The 17,743-nt window shown below is 70.6% G+C and carries 14 protein-coding genes; 3 read left to right on the top strand and 11 right to left on the bottom strand.

Going from position 1 to position 17,743, the window contains the following annotated elements; all coding sequences use genetic code 11:
- Window positions 1-27 precede the first annotated feature (27 nt).
- Entirely contained in the window at window positions 28-1,086 is a 1,059-nt protein-coding gene (locus AB0I66_RS18445) for an NAD(P)-dependent alcohol dehydrogenase (protein ID WP_363208914.1), read from the bottom strand.
- 118 nt (window positions 1,087-1,204) lie between these two features.
- On the opposite strand from AB0I66_RS18445, the gene AB0I66_RS18440 reads away from it, so the two are divergent.
- Complete coding sequence (locus AB0I66_RS18440) at window positions 1,205-2,122, top strand: helix-turn-helix transcriptional regulator (RefSeq protein WP_363208913.1); 918 nt, start codon at window positions 1,205-1,207, stop codon at window positions 2,120-2,122.
- 34 nt (window positions 2,123-2,156) lie between these two features.
- Here AB0I66_RS18440 and AB0I66_RS18435 read toward each other — a convergent pair whose 3' ends face one another.
- From AB0I66_RS18435 to AB0I66_RS18410, 6 genes are all read right to left on the bottom strand, one after another.
- The gene (locus tag AB0I66_RS18435; protein ID WP_363208911.1) at window positions 2,157-2,927 is read right to left on the bottom strand and encodes an antibiotic biosynthesis monooxygenase; all 771 of its coding nucleotides are present in this window, start codon (window positions 2,925-2,927) and stop codon (window positions 2,157-2,159) included.
- A gap of 186 nt (window positions 2,928-3,113) precedes the next feature.
- A complete protein-coding gene (locus AB0I66_RS18430) occupies window positions 3,114-6,458 on the bottom strand; it encodes a S8 family serine peptidase (protein WP_363208910.1) in 3,345 nt (1,114 codons plus the stop codon).
- Between the two features lie 121 nt (window positions 6,459-6,579).
- Entirely contained in the window at window positions 6,580-7,263 is a 684-nt protein-coding gene (locus AB0I66_RS18425; protein ID WP_363208908.1) for an ABC transporter ATP-binding protein, read from the bottom strand.
- Between the two features lie 59 nt (window positions 7,264-7,322).
- On the bottom strand, window positions 7,323-8,801 hold the full coding sequence (locus AB0I66_RS18420; protein ID WP_363208907.1) for an ABC transporter permease: 1,479 nt from the start codon (window positions 8,799-8,801) through the stop codon (window positions 7,323-7,325).
- Between the two features lie 136 nt (window positions 8,802-8,937).
- A complete protein-coding gene (locus tag AB0I66_RS18415) occupies window positions 8,938-10,200 on the bottom strand; it encodes an Ig-like domain-containing protein (protein WP_363208906.1) in 1,263 nt (420 codons plus the stop codon).
- A gap of 251 nt (window positions 10,201-10,451) precedes the next feature.
- Complete coding sequence (locus AB0I66_RS18410; protein WP_363208905.1) at window positions 10,452-10,823, bottom strand: hypothetical protein; 372 nt, start codon at window positions 10,821-10,823, stop codon at window positions 10,452-10,454.
- A gap of 110 nt (window positions 10,824-10,933) precedes the next feature.
- Between AB0I66_RS18410 and AB0I66_RS18405 the strand changes: the two genes are divergently transcribed.
- On the top strand, window positions 10,934-11,257 hold the full coding sequence (locus tag AB0I66_RS18405) for a hypothetical protein (RefSeq protein WP_363208904.1): 324 nt from the start codon (window positions 10,934-10,936) through the stop codon (window positions 11,255-11,257).
- Between the two features lie 70 nt (window positions 11,258-11,327).
- A complete protein-coding gene (locus AB0I66_RS18400) occupies window positions 11,328-12,116 on the top strand; it encodes a PepSY domain-containing protein (protein WP_363208903.1) in 789 nt (262 codons plus the stop codon).
- A 72-nt stretch (window positions 12,117-12,188) separates the two neighbouring features.
- Here the strand turns inward: AB0I66_RS18400 and hutH are convergent, their stop codons facing one another.
- The 4 genes from hutH to AB0I66_RS18380 all read right to left on the bottom strand — a co-directional run bounded on the left by hutH (window position 12,189) and on the right by AB0I66_RS18380 (window position 17,302).
- Window positions 12,189-13,727: a histidine ammonia-lyase gene (hutH, locus tag AB0I66_RS18395; RefSeq protein ID WP_363209387.1), complete on the bottom strand. Its 1,539-nt coding sequence runs from the start codon at window positions 13,725-13,727 to the stop codon at window positions 12,189-12,191.
- A 237-nt stretch (window positions 13,728-13,964) separates the two neighbouring features.
- Window positions 13,965-15,110, bottom strand: coding sequence for a diguanylate cyclase (locus tag AB0I66_RS18390; protein WP_363208902.1), 1,146 nt, complete (start codon window positions 15,108-15,110; stop codon window positions 13,965-13,967).
- 107 nt (window positions 15,111-15,217) lie between these two features.
- Window positions 15,218-16,027, bottom strand: coding sequence for an enoyl-CoA hydratase-related protein (locus AB0I66_RS18385; protein ID WP_363208901.1), 810 nt, complete (start codon window positions 16,025-16,027; stop codon window positions 15,218-15,220).
- A gap of 96 nt (window positions 16,028-16,123) precedes the next feature.
- Window positions 16,124-17,302, bottom strand: a complete 1,179-nt coding sequence (locus AB0I66_RS18380; RefSeq protein ID WP_363208900.1) for an adenylate/guanylate cyclase domain-containing protein — start codon at window positions 17,300-17,302, stop codon at window positions 16,124-16,126.
- Between the last annotated feature and the right edge of the window lie 441 nt (window positions 17,303-17,743).

Here is a 17,743-nt window from a genome sequence, read left to right as displayed (position 1 = left end):
ACGAGTCGGGTTCAGGCCACGGACGGCTCAGATCGTGGCCGCGTCGATCACGAAGCGGTAGCGCACGTCGCTGGCGAGGACACGCTCGTACGCCTCGTTGATCTGGCTCGCCTCGATCAGCTCGATCTCCGAGCCCAGGCCGTGCTCGGCGCAGAAGTCCAGCATTTCCTGGGTCTCCCGGATGCCGCCGATCATGGAGCCGGCGAGGGTCTTGCCGCCGCCGATGACGGAGAACAGGTTGAGCGAGACCGGCTCCTCGGGGGCGCCGACGTTCACGAAGGCGCCCTCGGAGCGCAGCAGGCCCAGGTACTTGTCCAGGGGCAGCGGCGCGGAGACCGTCGAGAGGATCAGGTCGAAGGAGCCCGCGAGCTGCTCGAAGGTGGCCTCGTCGCTGGTCGCGTAGTAGTGGTCGGCGCCCAGGCGCAGGCCGTCGTCCTTCTTGCGCAGGGACTGCGAGAGGACGGTGACCTCGGCGCCCATGGCGTGCGCGATCTTGACGGCCATGTGGCCGAGACCGCCGAGGCCGACGACGGCGATCTTCTTGCCGGGGCCCGCGTTCCAGCGGTGGAGCGGGGAGTACGTGGTGATGCCGGCGCACAGCAGGGGGGCGGCGACGTCGAGGGAGAGGCCGTCGGGGATGCGGAGGGTGAACGCCTCGTCCACGACCACGGCGCTGGAGTAGCCGCCGTAGGTCGGCTCGCCGTCCTTGCCGAGGGCGTTGTACGTCTGGACGTTGCCCTTGTCGCAGTACTGCTCGAGGCCGGCCTTGCAGTTCTCGCACTCGCGGCAGGAGTCGACCATGCAGCCGACGCCCACGCGGTCGCCGACGGCGAACTTGGTGACGGCGGAGCCGACCTCGGCGACGACACCGGCGATCTCGTGGCCCGGGACCATCGGGAAGATGCCCTCACCCCAGCCGTCGCGGGCCTGATGGATGTCCGAGTGGCAGATTCCGGCGTACTGGATCTCGATCAGCACGTCGGTCTCGCCCACCGGGCGGCGCGGGATGGTGGTCCGCTCCAGGGGGGCCTTGGCGGACGGGGCGGCGTAAGCGGAAACGGTGGTGGTGCTGGTCTGTGCGGTCATGCCATCAACCGTGCCAGCCTCGCGAGCATCTACCCAGGTCACAGCTCTGCCTACGTCCAGTGGTCCTACTACTGGCGGGGACAGGCTGCCGCGCCCGCGAGCCCTGATACTGGGAAGCATGGACGATCAGGCCGCGCACTCCCCCGCCCCCGAGCCCCTCGACGGCCGGGCCGAGCTCAGCGAGTTCCTGCGCACCCGCAGGGCCCGGCTGCAGCCGGAGGACGTCGGCCTGCCGAACTTCGGGCGGCACCGGCGGGTGCCGGGGCTGCGCCGCGAGGAGCTGGCGCAGATCGCTGGGGTGTCCGTGGCGTACTACACCCGCCTTGAGCAGGGCAACGGCCGCAATGTGTCGGGCGAGGTCCTGGACGCGATCGCGCGCGCCCTGCGCCTCACGGACGCCGAGCACGCCCATCTGACGCACCTGGCGAAGCCGACGCAGCACAAGAAGAAGCGCGCGGTCCGCCCGCAGCGCGTGCGGCCGGCGCTGCTGCAGCTCATGGACGCGATGGACGGCATCCCCGCGTATGTGGCGGGCCGCCGCACGGACATCCTCGGCTGGAACCGCATGGCGGCGGCGCTCTTCGGCGACTGGGGCGCGCTGGCGCCCGAGGAGCGGAACTGGGCGCGGATCTGTTTTCTGCGGCCGGAGTCGCGCGTGATGTTCCGGGACTGGGAGCAGAAGGCGTCGGACATCGTGAGCTATCTGCGGATGGACGCGGGCTGCTATCCGAACGACCCGCTGCTGTCGGCCCTGGTCGGTGAGCTCTCCGTGAAGAGCGAGGAGTTCCGGAGCCTGTGGGCCACGCATGACGTGCGGGAGAAGGGCCACGGCGTCAAGCGCCTGCACCACTCCCTGGTGGGCGACCTGACGTTGTCGTTCGAGACTCTGCGGCTGCCCGACGACCACGATCAGTCACTGATGACGTACCACGCGGAGCCGGACTCGGCGTCGGCCGAGGCGCTGCGGCTGCTTGCCAGCTGGGGCGCGGACGCGACGCGTACCGGTGCGGCGGGCGTTCCGGGCGCGGAGAAGTAGACCGCCTCCCCCGGGACGCCTGCCGCACCGGCCCTCAGGGCTGGTACGGGGGCGCCGCGCCCCAGTTCCACAGCGGCACCGGCTGGTCGGTGGGGCGGGTCGCGTCGGGGCCCGAGAAGTAGACCGCGAGGCGGGTGCCCCACTCGACGTAGGCGAGGAAGGCGGAGCGGAACTCGGCGTCCGTCGGCAGGCCCGCGTCGTCCGCCGCGTCCTGCATCAGGTTGACCCAGCGGCGGCGCTGCGGCTCGCTGATGCCCTTGCCGAGGTGTTTGCCGACCATCTGGGTGTGCCCGCCGTGCTCCGCGGAGTAGGTGTCCGGGCCGCCGAAGACCTCGCCGAGCCACTGGGCGACGTGCCGGGCATGCTCGGCGGGCAGGCCCTCGAAGAGCGGGGCGAGGAGGTCGTCCTTGAGCACCTTCTCGTAGAAGACCTCGGTCAGCCGCGCGAGGTTCTCCTCGCCGCCCGCCCACGTGTAGAGGGTCGGTGTCGAGGCGCCCGTGCCGCGTACGGCGGTGGGCGTGTAGTGGCGCATCTCCTCGATGTTCTCGACGTACGGGCGGATCTCCGCGAAGAAGTCGCGGAAGAGCTCCGAGCGGCGGAAGCCCTCCAGGTGGTCCTTGGTCGACGTCCAGGTGATGCGGAGGATGTAGTGCTCGAAGTCCTCCTCGCAGCGGGCCAGTTCGAAGTCGACGCACTGCGGGGCCGCGGCGAGCGGGGCGGCGGCGCGGGTGTAGGCGGAGAGGAACTCCGCGGAGCGCTCGGGCGGTATGCGGTAACGGATGTACTCGACGGTGTGGGCGGTCATGTGACGTCGGCTTCCTCTGCGGTGGGTGGAGCCGGGACGCGCGCTCCCGGCTCCACCTTGTTCGACAACTCCGGTGATGTGACGGCCAGTTCGCTCTACGCGTAGGGGTACACGCAGCGGTCCCCGCGCTCCTGGGGGGGCGCGGGGACCGCACTGGTACATCCGCTGACCTGTTCAGCCGCTGAACTACTTGCCGTAGTAGGCGTTGTAGATCGACAGCGTCGACTTGTTCCCCTTCTTGTCCGTGATCTTGGCGTGGAAGGAGATCCCCTTGCCCGCGGCCGGGTTCTTGACCTTGATCTTGCCGCCGCTGACGGTGGCCTTCTTCCAGGTCTGGCCGTAGTCGTACGACACGTACGCGGCAAGGGACTTGAGGTTCGAGCCCGCGGCCGCGCCCTGCACCGTCACCGGCACGGACTGGGTCTCGCCGGCCTTGGCCCTGCTGCTCAGGTCGACCGCCGCGGCGAACCGCGCCGTGGAGAGCGGCAGCTTCGCGTTGTCGGCCTTCTTGGAGCGGAATGTCCAGCTCGCGTCAATGCGCGTGGAGGCCGCGGCGACCTTGACGCTGCGCTTCACGGACGTCGACAGCTTGTACTCCGCCTCGGCCGCCGGGACCTTGAACGCGGCGCTGCCGACCAGCGGGTCCTCGTTCTCGCCGATCTTGGTGGCGCCCTTGTAGAGGGTCGTCTTCACCGACGTGTAGAGCGAGGAGCCCGCGTGCGTCTTGCCGTCGGCGAACAGCGGCAGATTGCCGTAGATGTCGTTGTCCTGCCGGAAGACGCCGTAGTTGCCGCCGATGCGCGGGCCGAAGACGGCCGTGTTGAACGTCTTCTCGTAGCTCTTGCCCGCCGCGAACTGCTGCGCCGCGCCCAGCGTGTAGACCGCGTCGAGGACCGGCCAGCCGTCCGGGTCGACCCCGGACTGCTGCTCGAAGTCCATGTTCCACTTCACGTCGTCGGCCGTGGACAGGTACAGCGTCCGGGTGCCGGGCAGCTGGGTCGGGATGCCGATGGAGGAGCCGCCCGAGCTGTCGGGCAGCCAGCCCATGGCGTTGAACGTGCCCTTCTTGCCCTTGGCCGACGCACCCAGGTTCGCCTTCACCGTGGCCAGCTCGGACGCCTTGTAGTGCTTGGTGTAGCCGGTCGCCACCTGCTTGACCTTGCCGCCGGCCACGGTGTTGTACTCGGCGTTGTCACCCTTCACCCAGTGCCCGTCCCACTGCTGGTACAGCGAGCCGTCGGTGACCTGCGGACCCAGGTGCGCGGACCGGAAGTTGGTGTATCCGCCGTCGAGCCACCAGCCGAAGGAGTAGCCGGTGTGCGGCGTGTCGATCGAGAACTCGGGTGAGGCGAAGTACGGCTTGGCGTCCGCCGCCGGGACGGTGATGTCGACCGGCTTCGTCTTGCGGGCGTCCAGCGTGACCGTCGTGTCCTTGGTGACGCTCAGCTTCGGCTGGGCGATCCAGTCGGCGCCCTTGGTGAAGTCCCGCGGGTCGGCGTACATGCCGGTGTTCAGCACGTAACCGCCCTTGGGGACACGGAGCTTGACCGTGCCGGAGGCGTCGAACGGGTTGTAGGACTTCTGCGAGGCGAGCCCGGAGATGCCCTCCAGGTCGCTGTCGTAGTACTTCGGGGCCTGGCCGTCACGCCCGATGTGCTTCAGCGTCAGCTCGTACGACTCGACCTCGCGCTCGACCGCGGCCGCCGTGCGCACGGACTGCCCGCCGCCGGTCGCCACGACATACGCGGAGTAGGCGCCGTCGACCGTTCCGCCGAGCTTGGTGTCGGTGGTCAGGTCGACCGAGGCGCTGCCGCCCGCGGGGACCTTCACCGTCTTCGCGCCGAGCTTGAAGAAGCCCGCGGGAGCCGGGGCGCCCTTGGGGTTCGTGCCCGTCACGGACAGGTCGAGGGTGACGTCCTCCTTGCCGAGGTTCTTGTACGTCACCTTCTTCGTGACGGGCTTGTCGTCGGTGTGCGGCCACGCCTGGGTGGCGAAGGAGAGCGACACCGGCTCGGCGATCACCGACTGCTTGATGGCCTTGTCGACGGCGATACGGCCCGAACCCTGCTGGAACGGCGTGTACTTGCCGCCCTTGGTGGAAGCGGTGAGGGCGCCCTTGAGCTCCGCGTACTTCCAGTCCGGGTGCTGCTGCTTGAGCAGCGCGGCGGCGCCCGCCACGTGCGGGGTCGCCATCGACGTACCGGAGATCGTCAGATAGCCCTCGGGCTTCTGGCCGACCTCCTGGTCGATGACGCTGCCGGGTGCCGCGGCGGCGGTGATGTCCACGCCGGGGGCGGTGACGTCGGGCTTGATGGCGCCGTCACCGACGCGCGGGCCCTGGCTGGAGAAGTCGGCGAGCTTGTCGTTGTCGTCGACGGCGCCGACAGTGAGGGCGGCGTCCGCGCTGCCCGGGGAGCCGACGCTGCCGGGCGACCCGTCGTTGCCCGCCGCGATCGCGAAGAGGATGCCCTTGTCCGCGGAGAGCTTGTTGACCTCGGCCTCGAGCGGGTCGATGCCGGGGGTGTCGCCGCCGCCCAGGCTCAGGTTCACGATGTCGGCGCCCTGCTCGGCCGCCCACTCCATGCCCGCGATGATCCCGGAGTCGTCGCCGGAGCCGCCGTCGTCCAAGACCTTGCCGTTCAGGAGCTTGGCGCCGGGTGCCACGCCCTTGAGCTTGCCGCCCGACTTCGCGCCGGTGCCTGCCGCGATGGAGGCGACGTGGGTGCCGTGGCCGTAGCGGTCCTTGGCGTCCGCCGCCGGCGTGAAGTTCTTCTCGGCGACGACCTGGTCCTTCAGGTCGGCGTGCGTGGCGTCGACGCCGGTGTCCAGGACGGCGACCTTGACGCCCTTGCCGTCGAAGCCGGCCGCCCACGCCTTGTCGGCGCCGATCTGCGGCACGCTCTTGTCGAGGCTCGCCTTGCGGACGCCGTCCAGCCATACGCGGCTGACGCCGGACGCGGTGGCGCCGCCCTTGTCGGCGACGAGTGCCGACCACAGGTCGGTGGCGTCCTGCTTCGGCGTCGTGATGGCGTCGGCGTTGAGGGACTTCAGGGTCCTGCGGACCGTGGTGTCACCCGCGGCGCGCACATCGGCCCTGGCCCCGGCGGCCGATCCCTTGTAACCGACGATCAGCTTCAGGCCCTTCTTCTGGGCCTTGCGGTTGTCCTTCTTGCTCAGCTCGGTGACGTCGAAGAGCCGCTGGTCGAGCTTGCCGGCGGCTATCAGGCGCTGCGCGTCGGCCGGGATCACGAGGCTGTGACCGCCGACGCGCTTGGTCTGCACGGGTATCCCCTCCCGCCCCTTCGCCCGCTCGAAGGCGGTGACGCGGCCCTTGGCGTCGGCGGTGACGCGGTCGCCGGTGATGAGGGTGATGCGGTGCGTGGTCCGTTCGGCGCTCGTGAGGCCCGCCGACTTCGCGGCTGCCGCCAGTTCGTCCGGCGACTGCTTCGCCGCCGACGCCGGGCTGGTCATGCCCGCGGCGAGGGCCACGGCCGCCGCTGTGGCGATCGTGGCCCCATAGGCTCTCTTCACTTTTCTGCGCAAGTCTCCCCCTGGAGGTCAAGGGGCTCTCGCCCCTGGACGAGGAAGTATTGCCCAGGGTCGAACATCTGCTCAATAGTGCGTCAGAAGTGACGAGTTGGCCGAAGTGGGTTCAGCGGTCGGCGCGTTCGGTGACCTTGATCCTGCCGCGCTTTATCGTCGCGAGCCGCGGCGCCTTCCGCGCGATGGCGCTGTCGTGCGTGACCATCACGAACGTCAGGCCGTGTTCCGTCCAGAGCCCTTCGAGCAGCTCCATGATCTCGTCGCGCATCGACTCGTCGAGGTTGCCGGTCGGCTCGTCGGCGAGCAGCACCTTCGGCCGCTTGACCAGGGCGCGCGCGATGGCCACGCGCTGCTGCTGGCCGCCGGAGAGCTCGGCGGGCAGATGGCTGCGGCGTTCGCCGAGGCCCACGGAGGCCAGGGCTTCGGCGGCACGCTCGCGGCGGTCCGCGGCGCCGAGGCCCAGCGGGACCAGGGCCGTCTCGACGTTCTCCTGGGCGCTGAGGGTGGGGATCAGGTTGAAGGACTGGAAGACGAAGCCGATGGACTCGGCGCGCACCTTGGTGAGGCGTGCCTCGGGCAGTGCGGCCAGGTCGACGCCGTCGAGTTCGACGCTGCCGGACGTCGGCCGGTCGAGCCCGCCGAGCATCTGCAGGAGCGTGGACTTGCCGCCGCCGGTCGGGCCCTGGATGACGAGCCGGTCACCGTCGCCGATGGCCAGGTCGACCCCGGCGAGCGCGTCGACGGTCTCCTTGCCCCTGCGGTACTGCTTGGTGACGCCCTTGAGCTGATACATGCTGTGACTCCTGCGATACGTAAGGGGGTTGGCGGCACGGCGGGGTTCGCTCGGGCCGCCTACTCGACGCGGCGCAGGGCGTCCGCGGGCCGCAGCCGCGAGGCGCGCCAGCCGCCGAAGGCGCCCGCGACGAGACCACCGGCCACGGCGAGGCCGACGGCGAGCGCGATGGTGGTGGCGCTGACGGGCGCGGTCAGCGAGATGTCCAGGGCCTTGGACGCCGATTCGCCGAGCGCGGCGCCGGGGCCGCCGCCCATGGCTCCACCGGGGCCGCCGCCCGACTGGCCGCCCGCCGAGCCGAGTTCCGCCGTCAGGGTGGGGCTGATCGCCGTCACCACATACGCGCCGCCGAGGCCGACGGCGATGCCGAGCACGCCGCCCACCAGGCCGTTGACGACCGCCTCGCCGATGACCTGCCGGGTGACCCGGCCGCTCTTCCAGCCGAGCGCCTTCAGGGTGCCGAATTCCCGTACGCGACGGCTGACGGCGGACGACGTGAGCAGTCCCGCGACCAGGAAGGCCGCGACGAGCACGGCCATGGACAGCCACTTTCCGACGCTGGAGGCGAGGTCGGACGCGGTGGAGAGCGAGCCCGAGACGGTGTCGGCGAGGTCGGCCGACGTGGTCACGGTCGTCCCGGAGACGTTCTTCTGGATGGCGCTCTTGACCGCGTCGATCCGCTGCGAGTCGGCGGCCTTCACATACACCGTGGTGATCTTGTTCTTCGAGTCGGCGAGGGTCTGCGCGCGCTTGAGCGGAAGGTAGAGATCGGCCGCCGCGTCCCCGCTGTCGGGGGTCGCGATGCCGACGACCTTGATCTTGGTGCCGGAGATGGTGACGCTGTCGCCGACGGAGAGCTTCTTCTCCTTGGCGTACGAGGCGTCGGCGACGGCCACCCCGGCGTCGGCCTCCGACCCCGTGAACGTACGCCCCGCGCTGATCTTCGAGGAGGTCAGCGGGCCCAGGTCGAGCTTGCCGACGTCCGTGCCGTAGACGCTGTAGGAGTCGACGTCGAAGTCGGCGCCACCGCCGCGCACCCGCCCCTGCTGCTGGTCACCGCCGGCGCCGCCGGGCGGCTGCGCCTTGCCGGTGGAGCCGGGCGCCTGCTCGAACTCACCGCGCTCGAACTGTCCGTTCACCTTCATGACCTGCAGGCTCAGCCCGCCCACAGCGTCCGCGACCCCGCTCTGCCGGCCGACCTTCGTGACGGTGGACGAGGAGAGGGTCTCGAAGCCCTGCACCATGACGCGGTCGCTGCTCTGCTCCTTGCCGTCCTCGGCGTCCTTGGCGTCGAACTTGAAGCGCGGGCGCCCGGCCTGTCCGCCGCCCTCCTCGGGCGGGGTGGCCGCCTTGGTGACGGTCATGTCGGTGCCGAGGCCGTAGAGCGACTGAAGGACCTTGCCCTGCGCCTGCTCCATGCCGGACGACACGGAGCTGACGACGATGACGAGCGCGATGCCGAGCGCGAGACCGGAGGCCACGACGAGGGCCGCTTTTCTGCGGCGGCGCAGCTCGCGCCGCAGGTAGGTGAAGAACATGTGCGTGAAGCTAGGTACGCACCGTGATGAACGGATAAGGGCGGCATAAGAGAAGCATGAGAAGCCTCAACGGCGGCGGCCCGCACCCCCGTTGAGGGGTGCGGGCCGCGAGGTGCGTCTTTCCGGGCAGGCTGTCCTAGACGGCCGAACCGGCCTTCCACTGCGCCCAGTCCATGACCCAGCCGTTGAAGCCGTTGTCGGGCTGGACCGTCTTGTCGCCGGTGTTCCGGACGTCCACGACGTCACCGACCATCGAGTTGTCGTAGAACCAGGCGCCCGGGGTGCTCTTGTCGCCCGCGCCCTTGGCGTCTTCCAGGCCCACGCAGCCGTGGCTGGTGTTGGCGCCGCCGAAGATGGACTTGGCGCCCCAGTAGTTGCCGTGGATGAACGTGCCGGAGTTCGACAGACGCATGGCGTGCGGCACGTCCTTGATGTCGTACTCGCCCTTGCCGTCGTCGTCCGTGAAGCCGACCGTCGCGCCGTTCATCCGGGTCTCCTTGAACTTCTCGGAGATCACCATCTTGCCGTTGTACGTCTTGTTCTCCGGCGAGCCCGCGGAGATCGGGATGGTCTTGATGACCTTGCCGTCCCGCATGACCTTCATCTGCTTGGTCTTGGCGTCGACGACGGAGACCTGGTTACGGCCGATCTTGAACTGGACCGTCTTCTCCTGGACGCCGGTGACGCCGTCCGCGCCCTCGACACCGTCCAGGGCCAGCTTCATGGTGACCGTGGAGTTGCCCTGCCAGTAGTCCTCGGGGCGGAAGTCCAGGCGGTTGTTGCCGAACCAGTGGCCGACGACTTCCTGGCCGCTGCTCGACGACACCTTGATGTTCGACTGAACATCCTTCTTGTTCGTGATCGCCTTGTCGAAGTTGATCGACACCGGCATGCCCACGCCGACCGTGGAGCCGTCCTCGGGCGTGAAGTTCCCGATGAAGCTGTTGTTCGGCGAGACCGTCGTGAACTTCGAGTTCTCGTGCGCCTTGCGGCCGTCGGAGTCCTTGGCGGTGGCGGAGATCTTGTACGTCGTCGCCCGCTCCAGCTGGCCGCTGGGCTTCCAGCTCTTCTTGTCGGCCGCTATCTGTCCCTCGACCGCGGCGCCGGTCTCGGTCGTCATCGTGACGTCCGTGAGCGAACCCTTGCTCACCGTGACCTTGGCCGCGCTGTTGATGCTCGCGTTGTCGGAGCCGTCCTTTGGCGCGATCTTGATGTCGGCCTCGGAGGTCTTCTTGGCAGCGGCCTCGTCGACCTGGTTCTGCGACTCCTTGCCGCCGCCGGCACTGCTCTTGTCGCCGTCGTCACCGCTGCAGGCCGAGAGCACAAGGACGCCGCCGACCAGAGCGGACACGGCCGCAAGACCCTTGCGCCGTCCGCGCCGCCGCCTACTGTCCGTCATCACACGCTTCTCCATCGTTGCCGAAATCCCCAACACGCCAAGAACGCCGGGAGTCCCCGTAATCCCGCATAACGTCCTGCCCGGTTCGTCCCGTTCCACTTCTGCGGAAGATGTGGGGAACACCACGTCATACGGTGCGCCGGTGACAGCCGTGCACCTCTGAGACGACGGAACCCCGGGCGGCGGTTGCCGTCCGGGGCTACGGGTTCCGTTTTTTCCGTCCGGTAGACGTACTACTTTCCGTCCACCGTCTACAACCCCCGGCCACCGCCCCCGGCCACAACTTCCCCGGCCGTGTCGTCGTCCTCGTCGTCATCATCCTCGTCCGGGTCCCAGTCCGGCGAATCGGGGTCGTAGTCGATCTGCTCGCTGCTCCAGGAGGCCTGCGAGAGCTCCACCCCCGGCACCCCGCTGACCAGGTCGAAGGGGTCCACCAGATAGGCGAGCGCCTCCGCGTCGTCCTCCTTGACGGCCGTCTCGGCGTGCAGCCGCTCCTCGGCGGGCATGTGCTCGTCCTCCGCGATACGGCGCAGGGCCGACGAGGTCAGCTCGCCGGAGTCGTCGACCTCGACCACCAATTCGACGCGGAGACGTACAAAACGTGATGACTCTGATGTGCTCATGGGTCGGAGCGTACGACCCATGACCCCCGCGACTTTCCCGCGACCCGCGCCTTTCATTACCATCGCCCCACACGGCCAATTCGCCAGCGCCACAAGGGGGATCCGATTCCGTGTCCGCACGTCGATCGCTGCTCACCGCCACTGCCGCCGGGACCCTTCTCGGCGCCCTGTGGTTCGTTCCTTCCGCGAATGCGACGGCGACGTTCAGATCCGCGGAGGCCCCAGACTCCTCCCGGGTCGTCCACACCGAACAGCGCCGCGCGACGCTGAACTCGGAGAACACCGCCGCCACAGCCTCGGACGACCGCCTCGCCGACACCGGCGCGGGCGTCGACACGACCCCGTACCTGATCGGCGGGACGGCGTTCCTGGGTCTCGGCGCGGGCTTCGTCGCGTTCTCGGTCCGCCGGGAACGACAGGGACCCGCCTACTGAGGCCGGGCAGTTGGGTGACCTGGCAGCGCGGCAACATGGCCGCGCACGGGGCGAGGGCTAGGCATGCGGTATGAGATTCGAGCCCCGGCACAACACATCCAAGACCCCCCGCGCCCGCCGTCTTCGTCTCGTGAGCGCCCTGTGCGCCGTCGCGGCATCGGCGGCGCTGGTGACGGGCTGCGGGTCGGACAGCGACAAGGCGTCCGACGAGGCGACCTCCAAGGCGGCGAAGACCGTCCCCAAGGAGGCGCCCTCGGAGAGCCCCACGGCCAGCGCGTCCCTCACGCAGGACCAGCAGGAGCGCAAGGCGCTGCTCGCCGACACCAAGGTCACCTACGACAAGGCGGCCTCCGCCGCGGTGGGCAAGGTCCCGGGCGGCAAGCTGACCGACCTCGACCTTGAGGGCGTCGACGACGACAAGGACGACGACGGCGACGACGATGACGCCGCGAGCGCGAGCCCCAGCGCCAGCCCCAGCGCGAGTCCCAGCCCGAGCGGCAGCTCCGCGGGCCCGCAGTGGGTCGCCGAGGTCGCCGAGAAGGACGGCACCGTGCACGACGTCCGCATCGACGCGGTCTCGGGCAAGGTGATCAGCTCCGCGCCCGACAAGGACCAGGACGCCGACGACAAGAAGGAGACGGCCGACTGGCTGTCCCGCGTCAAGCAGACGCCGGAGCAGGCCGCCAAGGCCGCGACGGACAAGAAGAAGGGCACGGTCACGTCGATCGGCCTGGACGACAACGACGCCAAGGCGCTCGTCTGGTCCGTCGACGTCGTCACCGACGACTGGAACAAGACCGACTTCGAGATCGACGCGGTCAAGGGCGGCATCACCCGTGAGCACGTCGACCGCGACTGATCCGCGGTCACGTACGAGGAGGGGTGCCGCCAGAACCTGGCAGCACCCCTCCTTGACGTACGGACGACGCCGCTAGGCCAGCGGGCCCGTCACCGGCTCCACCGCGGCGAGCAGCGCGCCGGAGCGCACGAACTCGTCCGCCGCCGCCAGATCGGGGGCGAGGAAGCGGTCGGGGCCCGGTCCCTGGACGCCCGCCTTGCGGACCGCCTCGATGACCGCGCGCGTCGCCGGGGCCGGGGTGAGGCCCTCGCGGAGCTCGACCGCGCGCGTCGCCGCGTACAGCTCGATGGCGACGATGCGGGTCAGGTTGTCGACGGCGGTACGGAGCTTGCGGGCCGCGGACCAGCCCATCGACACGTGGTCCTCCTGCATCGCGGAGGACGGGATCGAGTCGGCCGACGACGGGACGGCGAGGCGCTTCATCTCGCTCACCAGCGCCGCCTGCGTGTACTGGGCGATCATCAGGCCCGAGTCCACGCCCGCGTCGTCCGCGAGGAACGGCGGCAGGCCGTGCGAGCGGTTCTTGTCGAGCAGCCGGTCGGTGCGGCGCTCGGCGATGGAGCCGAGGTCGGCCGCGGCGATGGCGAGGAAGTCCAGGACGTACGCGACCGGGGCGCCGTGGAAGTTGCCGTTGGACTCGACTCGGCCGTCGGGCAGGACGACGGGGTTGTCGACGGCGGCGGCCAGCTCGCGTTCGGCGACCGTACGGGCGTGGGCGATGGTGTCCCGGCCCGCGCCCGCGACCTGCGGGGCGCACCGCACCGAGTACGCGTCCTGGACGCGCGGCGCGTCGTCCTGGTGGTGGCCGGTCAGCTCCGAACCCTGAAGAACGGCGAGCATGTTGGCGGCGGAGACGCCCTGGCCCGGGTGCGGGCGGATGGCGTGCAGCTCGGGGGCGAGGACCTTGGCGGTGCCGAGGAGCGCCTCCAGGGTGAGGGCCGCGGTGACGTCGGCGGACTTGTAGAGGGCGTCGAGGTCGGCGAGGGCCATCACCAGCATGCCGAGCATGCCGTCGGTGCCGTTCAGGAGGGCCAGGCCCTCCTTCTCGCGCAGCTCCACGGGGGTGATGCCGTGCGCGGCGAGCAGTTCACCGGCCGGCTTCAGCTCACCGTCGGGCCCTTCCGCGTCGCCCTCGCCCATGAGCGTGAGCGCGCAGTGGCTGAGGGGGGCGAGGTCGCCGGAGCAACCGAGGGAGCCGTACTCGTGGACGACGGGCGTGATGCCCGCGTTCAGCACGTCGGCCATGGTCTGCGCGACCTCGGGGCGTACGCCGGTCCTGCCGGAGCAGACCGTCTTGAGCCGCAGGAACATCAGCGCGCGCACGACCTCGCGCTCCACGCGCGGGCCCATCCCGGCCGCGTGCGAGCGCACGATGTTGCGCTGCAGCTGGGCGCGGAGGTCCGGGCCGATGTGCCGGGTGGCGAGCGCGCCGAAGCCGGTCGACACGCCGTAGACGGGCTCGGGCTTGGCCGCGAGGGCGTCGACGATCTCACGCGAGGCAGCAAGGGCGGCCACGGCTTCACCCGACAGCTCGATACGAGCGTTCCCGCGCGCAACAGCAATAACGTCCGCAGCGGACGTCCCGGACGTCCCCAGGACCACGGTATGCATATCCATATTCAGCAGCGTACGGACTGAATCGCCAAGTGTCACGGTCGAATACAGGGTGAGCCTGTTACGGGGCCCTTCAGGGGCGCGGGGAACTGCGCGACCAGCCCCCACGGCGGCGCGGGATAAGGGGCGCGGGGAACTGCGCGAGCAACCCCCACGGCGGCGCGGGATAAGGGGCGCGGGGAACTGCGCGACCAACCCCCACCGGGCCGCGGTCAACACACACGCCCAGCCCCCTCACCCCCTCCCCCGAAACCGCCGCCTCTCCCCAGCGGGACGCGCCCCCGCGGAGTCCGCGAGCCGCACCACCGGATCGTCCGCCCCCTCGCGCCCCGCAACCACCGGCTTCGCCGCACGCGCGGCCTTCGCGCGGTACTGGGCCGCGTCCGCGAGGCGGAACAGGCGGCGGGCCGACCGCACCTCACCGATCGGGTCCTCCGTGGAGGCGACCCCGCACGCGACCCCGTCCCCCTGCTCCAACTCAGCCGCCCGTACGCACAGTTCATCCGCCACCCGCACCACCTCATCGGCCGAGGGACCCACCGAGAGCAGGCAGAACTCATCGCCACCGAGCCGCGCGGCCAACGTCCCCGGCAACATCGCCCCGCACAGGGAAAGCACCGAGCCGAAACGTTCGAGCAGCCGGTCACCGACCGCGTGCCCCTGGGTGTCGTTGACCCATTTCAACCCGTTCACGTCGCACACGACCAGACTCACCACGGTCCCCTCGGCCCGGTGCCGATCCACCGCCTCCTCGAGCCGCAGATCGACCGCACGCCGGTTGGCGAGGCCCGTCAGCGCGTCGGTGAAGGCGAGCCGGCGCGCTTCCTCGAGGCGCTCCGTCTGCGCGATGCCCGCCGCCACGACCGAGGCCAGCACCGTCGCGAAGTCCGCGTCCGCGCGCCCGAAGGGGGCCGCCCCCACCGGCCGCGCCACATACAGTTCGCCCCACGCCCGCCCGTGCAGCACGATCGGCGCGACCACGCAGCAGCCACGGCCACGCCTGCGCAACGCGGCCACACGCTGGTGGCAGTAGCCGGGGGCCGTCGCCTCCGAGGGCCCCCGCGCCGTCTCGACCCAGGCATGCGGCTCACCCCCGCCCGCCCAGCGCTCGTGCAGGAACTCGGTGATCTCCGGGAACTCGTTCACCGGATACGCCTCACGCTCCGGGAACTCTTCCTCCCCCTCGGCCCGTTCGCCCACGTTCACGAGCACCCTCAGCCGTCCGAGGTCACGCTCCCAGACGGACAGGGCCGCGAAACTCCCGGACAGCGCACGGCACGCGCCGCGCGCTGCCGCCCGCCAGGACTCACGCGGAGTGTGCGCGGCGGCCATCCCCTGAGCCAGCACGACCACGGCCCGCAGCCGTGCATCCTCTCCCATCTCCCTAGGCTAGGAGATATACGGCATTTTGGGCGTTTGGAACATTACGCAGCGTGTGGGCCCCTCCCCGGACCCACCTCACACCTCACGCCCGCGTCATTCCCACTTCACTCCCCGGGCCACTGCGGCTTCCGCTTCTCGTTGAACGCGGCGACGCCCTCCGCCCGGTCACCGGAGAAGGCCACCGAGCGCCAGGCCGCGTCCTCGACCTCAAGACCGGCCCGCAGGTCGAGCCCGTGCCCGAGCCGCAGGGCACGCTTGGCGGCGCGCAGCCCGACGGGCGAGTTCGCGGCGATCCGCGCGGCGAGCGCGAGCGCCTCCGTACGGTCCTCGCCCTCGCCCACCAGCTGGTCGACGAGGCCCAACTCCCGCGCCTCGGCCGCCTCCAGACGCCGCGCGGTGAAGATCAGCTCGGCGGCCCGCGCGGCACCCACGCGGCGCGGCAGCAGCTGCGTGCCGCCGCCGCCCGGGATCACGCCGACCGACACCTCGGGGAGCCCGACCACGGCGGTCGGGTCGGCGACGATGAGGTCGCAGGCGAGCGCCAGCTCGAACCCGCCGCCGAGCGCGAAGCCGTGCAGGGCCGCGACGGTCGGCACGGGCAGTTCGAGTACGCCGGTGTAGGCAGCCCGCGCCGTGGGCCGCTGACGCACCAACTCGGCGTCGGAGAAGGAATTGCGCTCCTTCAGGTCGGCGCCGACACAGAAGGCCCGCTCATGGGTGGACGTGACGACCACGACGCGGACGTCACGGTCCTCGGCGAGGGCGGCGCAGGCCGAGCCGATGGAGCGGGCCATGTCCGTGGACACCGCGTTCATGGCCTTGGGCCGGTCGAGGACGAGCTCGGCGACGTGGTCGTGCCGCCTGACCCCGACGAAGTCCCCGTACCGCTGCTCGCCGCCCTGCTCGCCACCCATGACTGCCTCCACGTCCGGTTAACGCCCGTTACCCGGACGCCCTGCGGATCATGCCACCGCCACGGGGCAATCGGGTGGCCGAGCGGGAAAAAACCGTCAGCTGCGCCGGGCCAGCAGCCAGGGCTCGACGACGCCGAGGCCTCGTACGGGCCGCTGCCACATCGGCTGCAGGGCGAAGCGGTACGAGGGGGGCTCCGTGCCCTCCTTCTCCGCCTGCTCGGCCGCCTCCGCCGCCTCGGTCTCGGAGGCGGGCGCATCGCCCGTCCGCGTCAGTTCCTCGGCGAGCGCGCCGTCCACCAGGACCGCGTCCTTGGGCGCTATCGACGTGAGGCGGCTCGCGAGGTTCACCGTCGTGCCGAAGACGTCGCCCATCCGCGTCGTGACCGTGCCGAACGCGATGCCGACGCGCAGCTCGGGCATCGTCTCGTCGTTGGCCATGGTCTCGATGAGACGCAGCGCGATCTCCGCGGCGACGCCCGCGTTCTCGGCGGCGTACAGCACCTCGTCGCCCAGCGTCTTGATGAGCCGTCCGCCGTGCGCCGCGACCAGGTCCGCCGCCGTGGTCTCGAAGGCCTCGACGAGCTCGCCGAGTTCCTCCTCCTCCATGCGGCGGGTGAGCCGCGTGAAGCCGACGAGGTCGGCGAACCCGACGGCGAGGCGCCGGTCGACCATCTCCTCGTCGTCCGCGGCCTGTACGACCCGGCCGGTGGCGGCGGCGAGCTGGCGCCGCCACACGTACACGAGGAACTCCTCCAGCTCGGGCAGGAGCAGCTCTATCAGCGGATACGTGACCTCGGTGCGCGTCATGCCCGGTTCGGGCGGCTCCGTCAGGCCCTCCAGGAAGGAGTCGATCTGCCATTCGGCCAGGCGGGCGGTGGTCTGCCCGGTCGACCGGGCCACCTGCACCGCCATCGCCTCGCTGAGCAGGCCCGCCTCGACGAGGCCCGCGAGGCGGCGCAGCGCGAGGACGTCGGCCTCGGTCAGGGCCTTGGCCTGGCCGATGTCGGGGAAGCCCATGGCCCGCCAGAAGCGGGATGCCAGCTCCATCGAGACGCCGGCGCTGCGGGCCGCCTGGAACGGGGTGTAGCGGCGGTCCGCGCCGAGGATCAGCCCTTCGAGGCGCAGGGCCAGGGGGTCCTTCTCCGTATCCCCCGGCTTCTCGTCCCCGGGGTCCATCGAGTCGAACGCGTCTGTGGCGGCCCCTGCGGTACGTCCGGGCTCACCGTCGGGGCCGGGGGATGCACCCGTGCCGGAGCCCGTGTCGTCGACGGTCACGCCTGCTGCCCTTCCGATCTGCCGCGGTCAGGTATCGACCGGCGCCAACTTTACGGCAGGTGTGCCGCAGCTCACGCCTTTCTCGGGCGGGGGCGCCTTGGACAGCGCTTTCCCCTCCGGGGTGGGGGCGAACACCCTTTTCCCACCCACCCGCCCGTTTGCCCCGCATCCTCACCTGGACGAACAAGCATTTCCCACCCACCCACCCGATCCCCCCACATCCACCCCTGCACGAACAGGCCTTTCCCGTCCGCCCGCCCGAATACCCCGCAGCCCCCCCCGGACGCACGAGCCTCTCTCCCGCGCGCCCGATCAAACCGCGTCAGCCCCGGACGCACGAGCCTCCCTCACCCACCCGTCCGGCTATCCCGCAGCTACCCCTGCACGAACACGCCTTTCCCGTCCGCCACCCGATGGCCCCGCAGCCGCCCCCGGACGAAT

The sequence above is a fragment of the Streptomyces sp. NPDC050439 genome (assembly GCF_040655335.1).
Taxonomy (GTDB): Bacteria; Actinomycetota; Actinomycetes; order Streptomycetales; family Streptomycetaceae; genus Streptomyces.
Note: the sequence above shows the minus strand (reverse complement) of the source record. Positions and strands in the feature narration are given on the sequence as shown.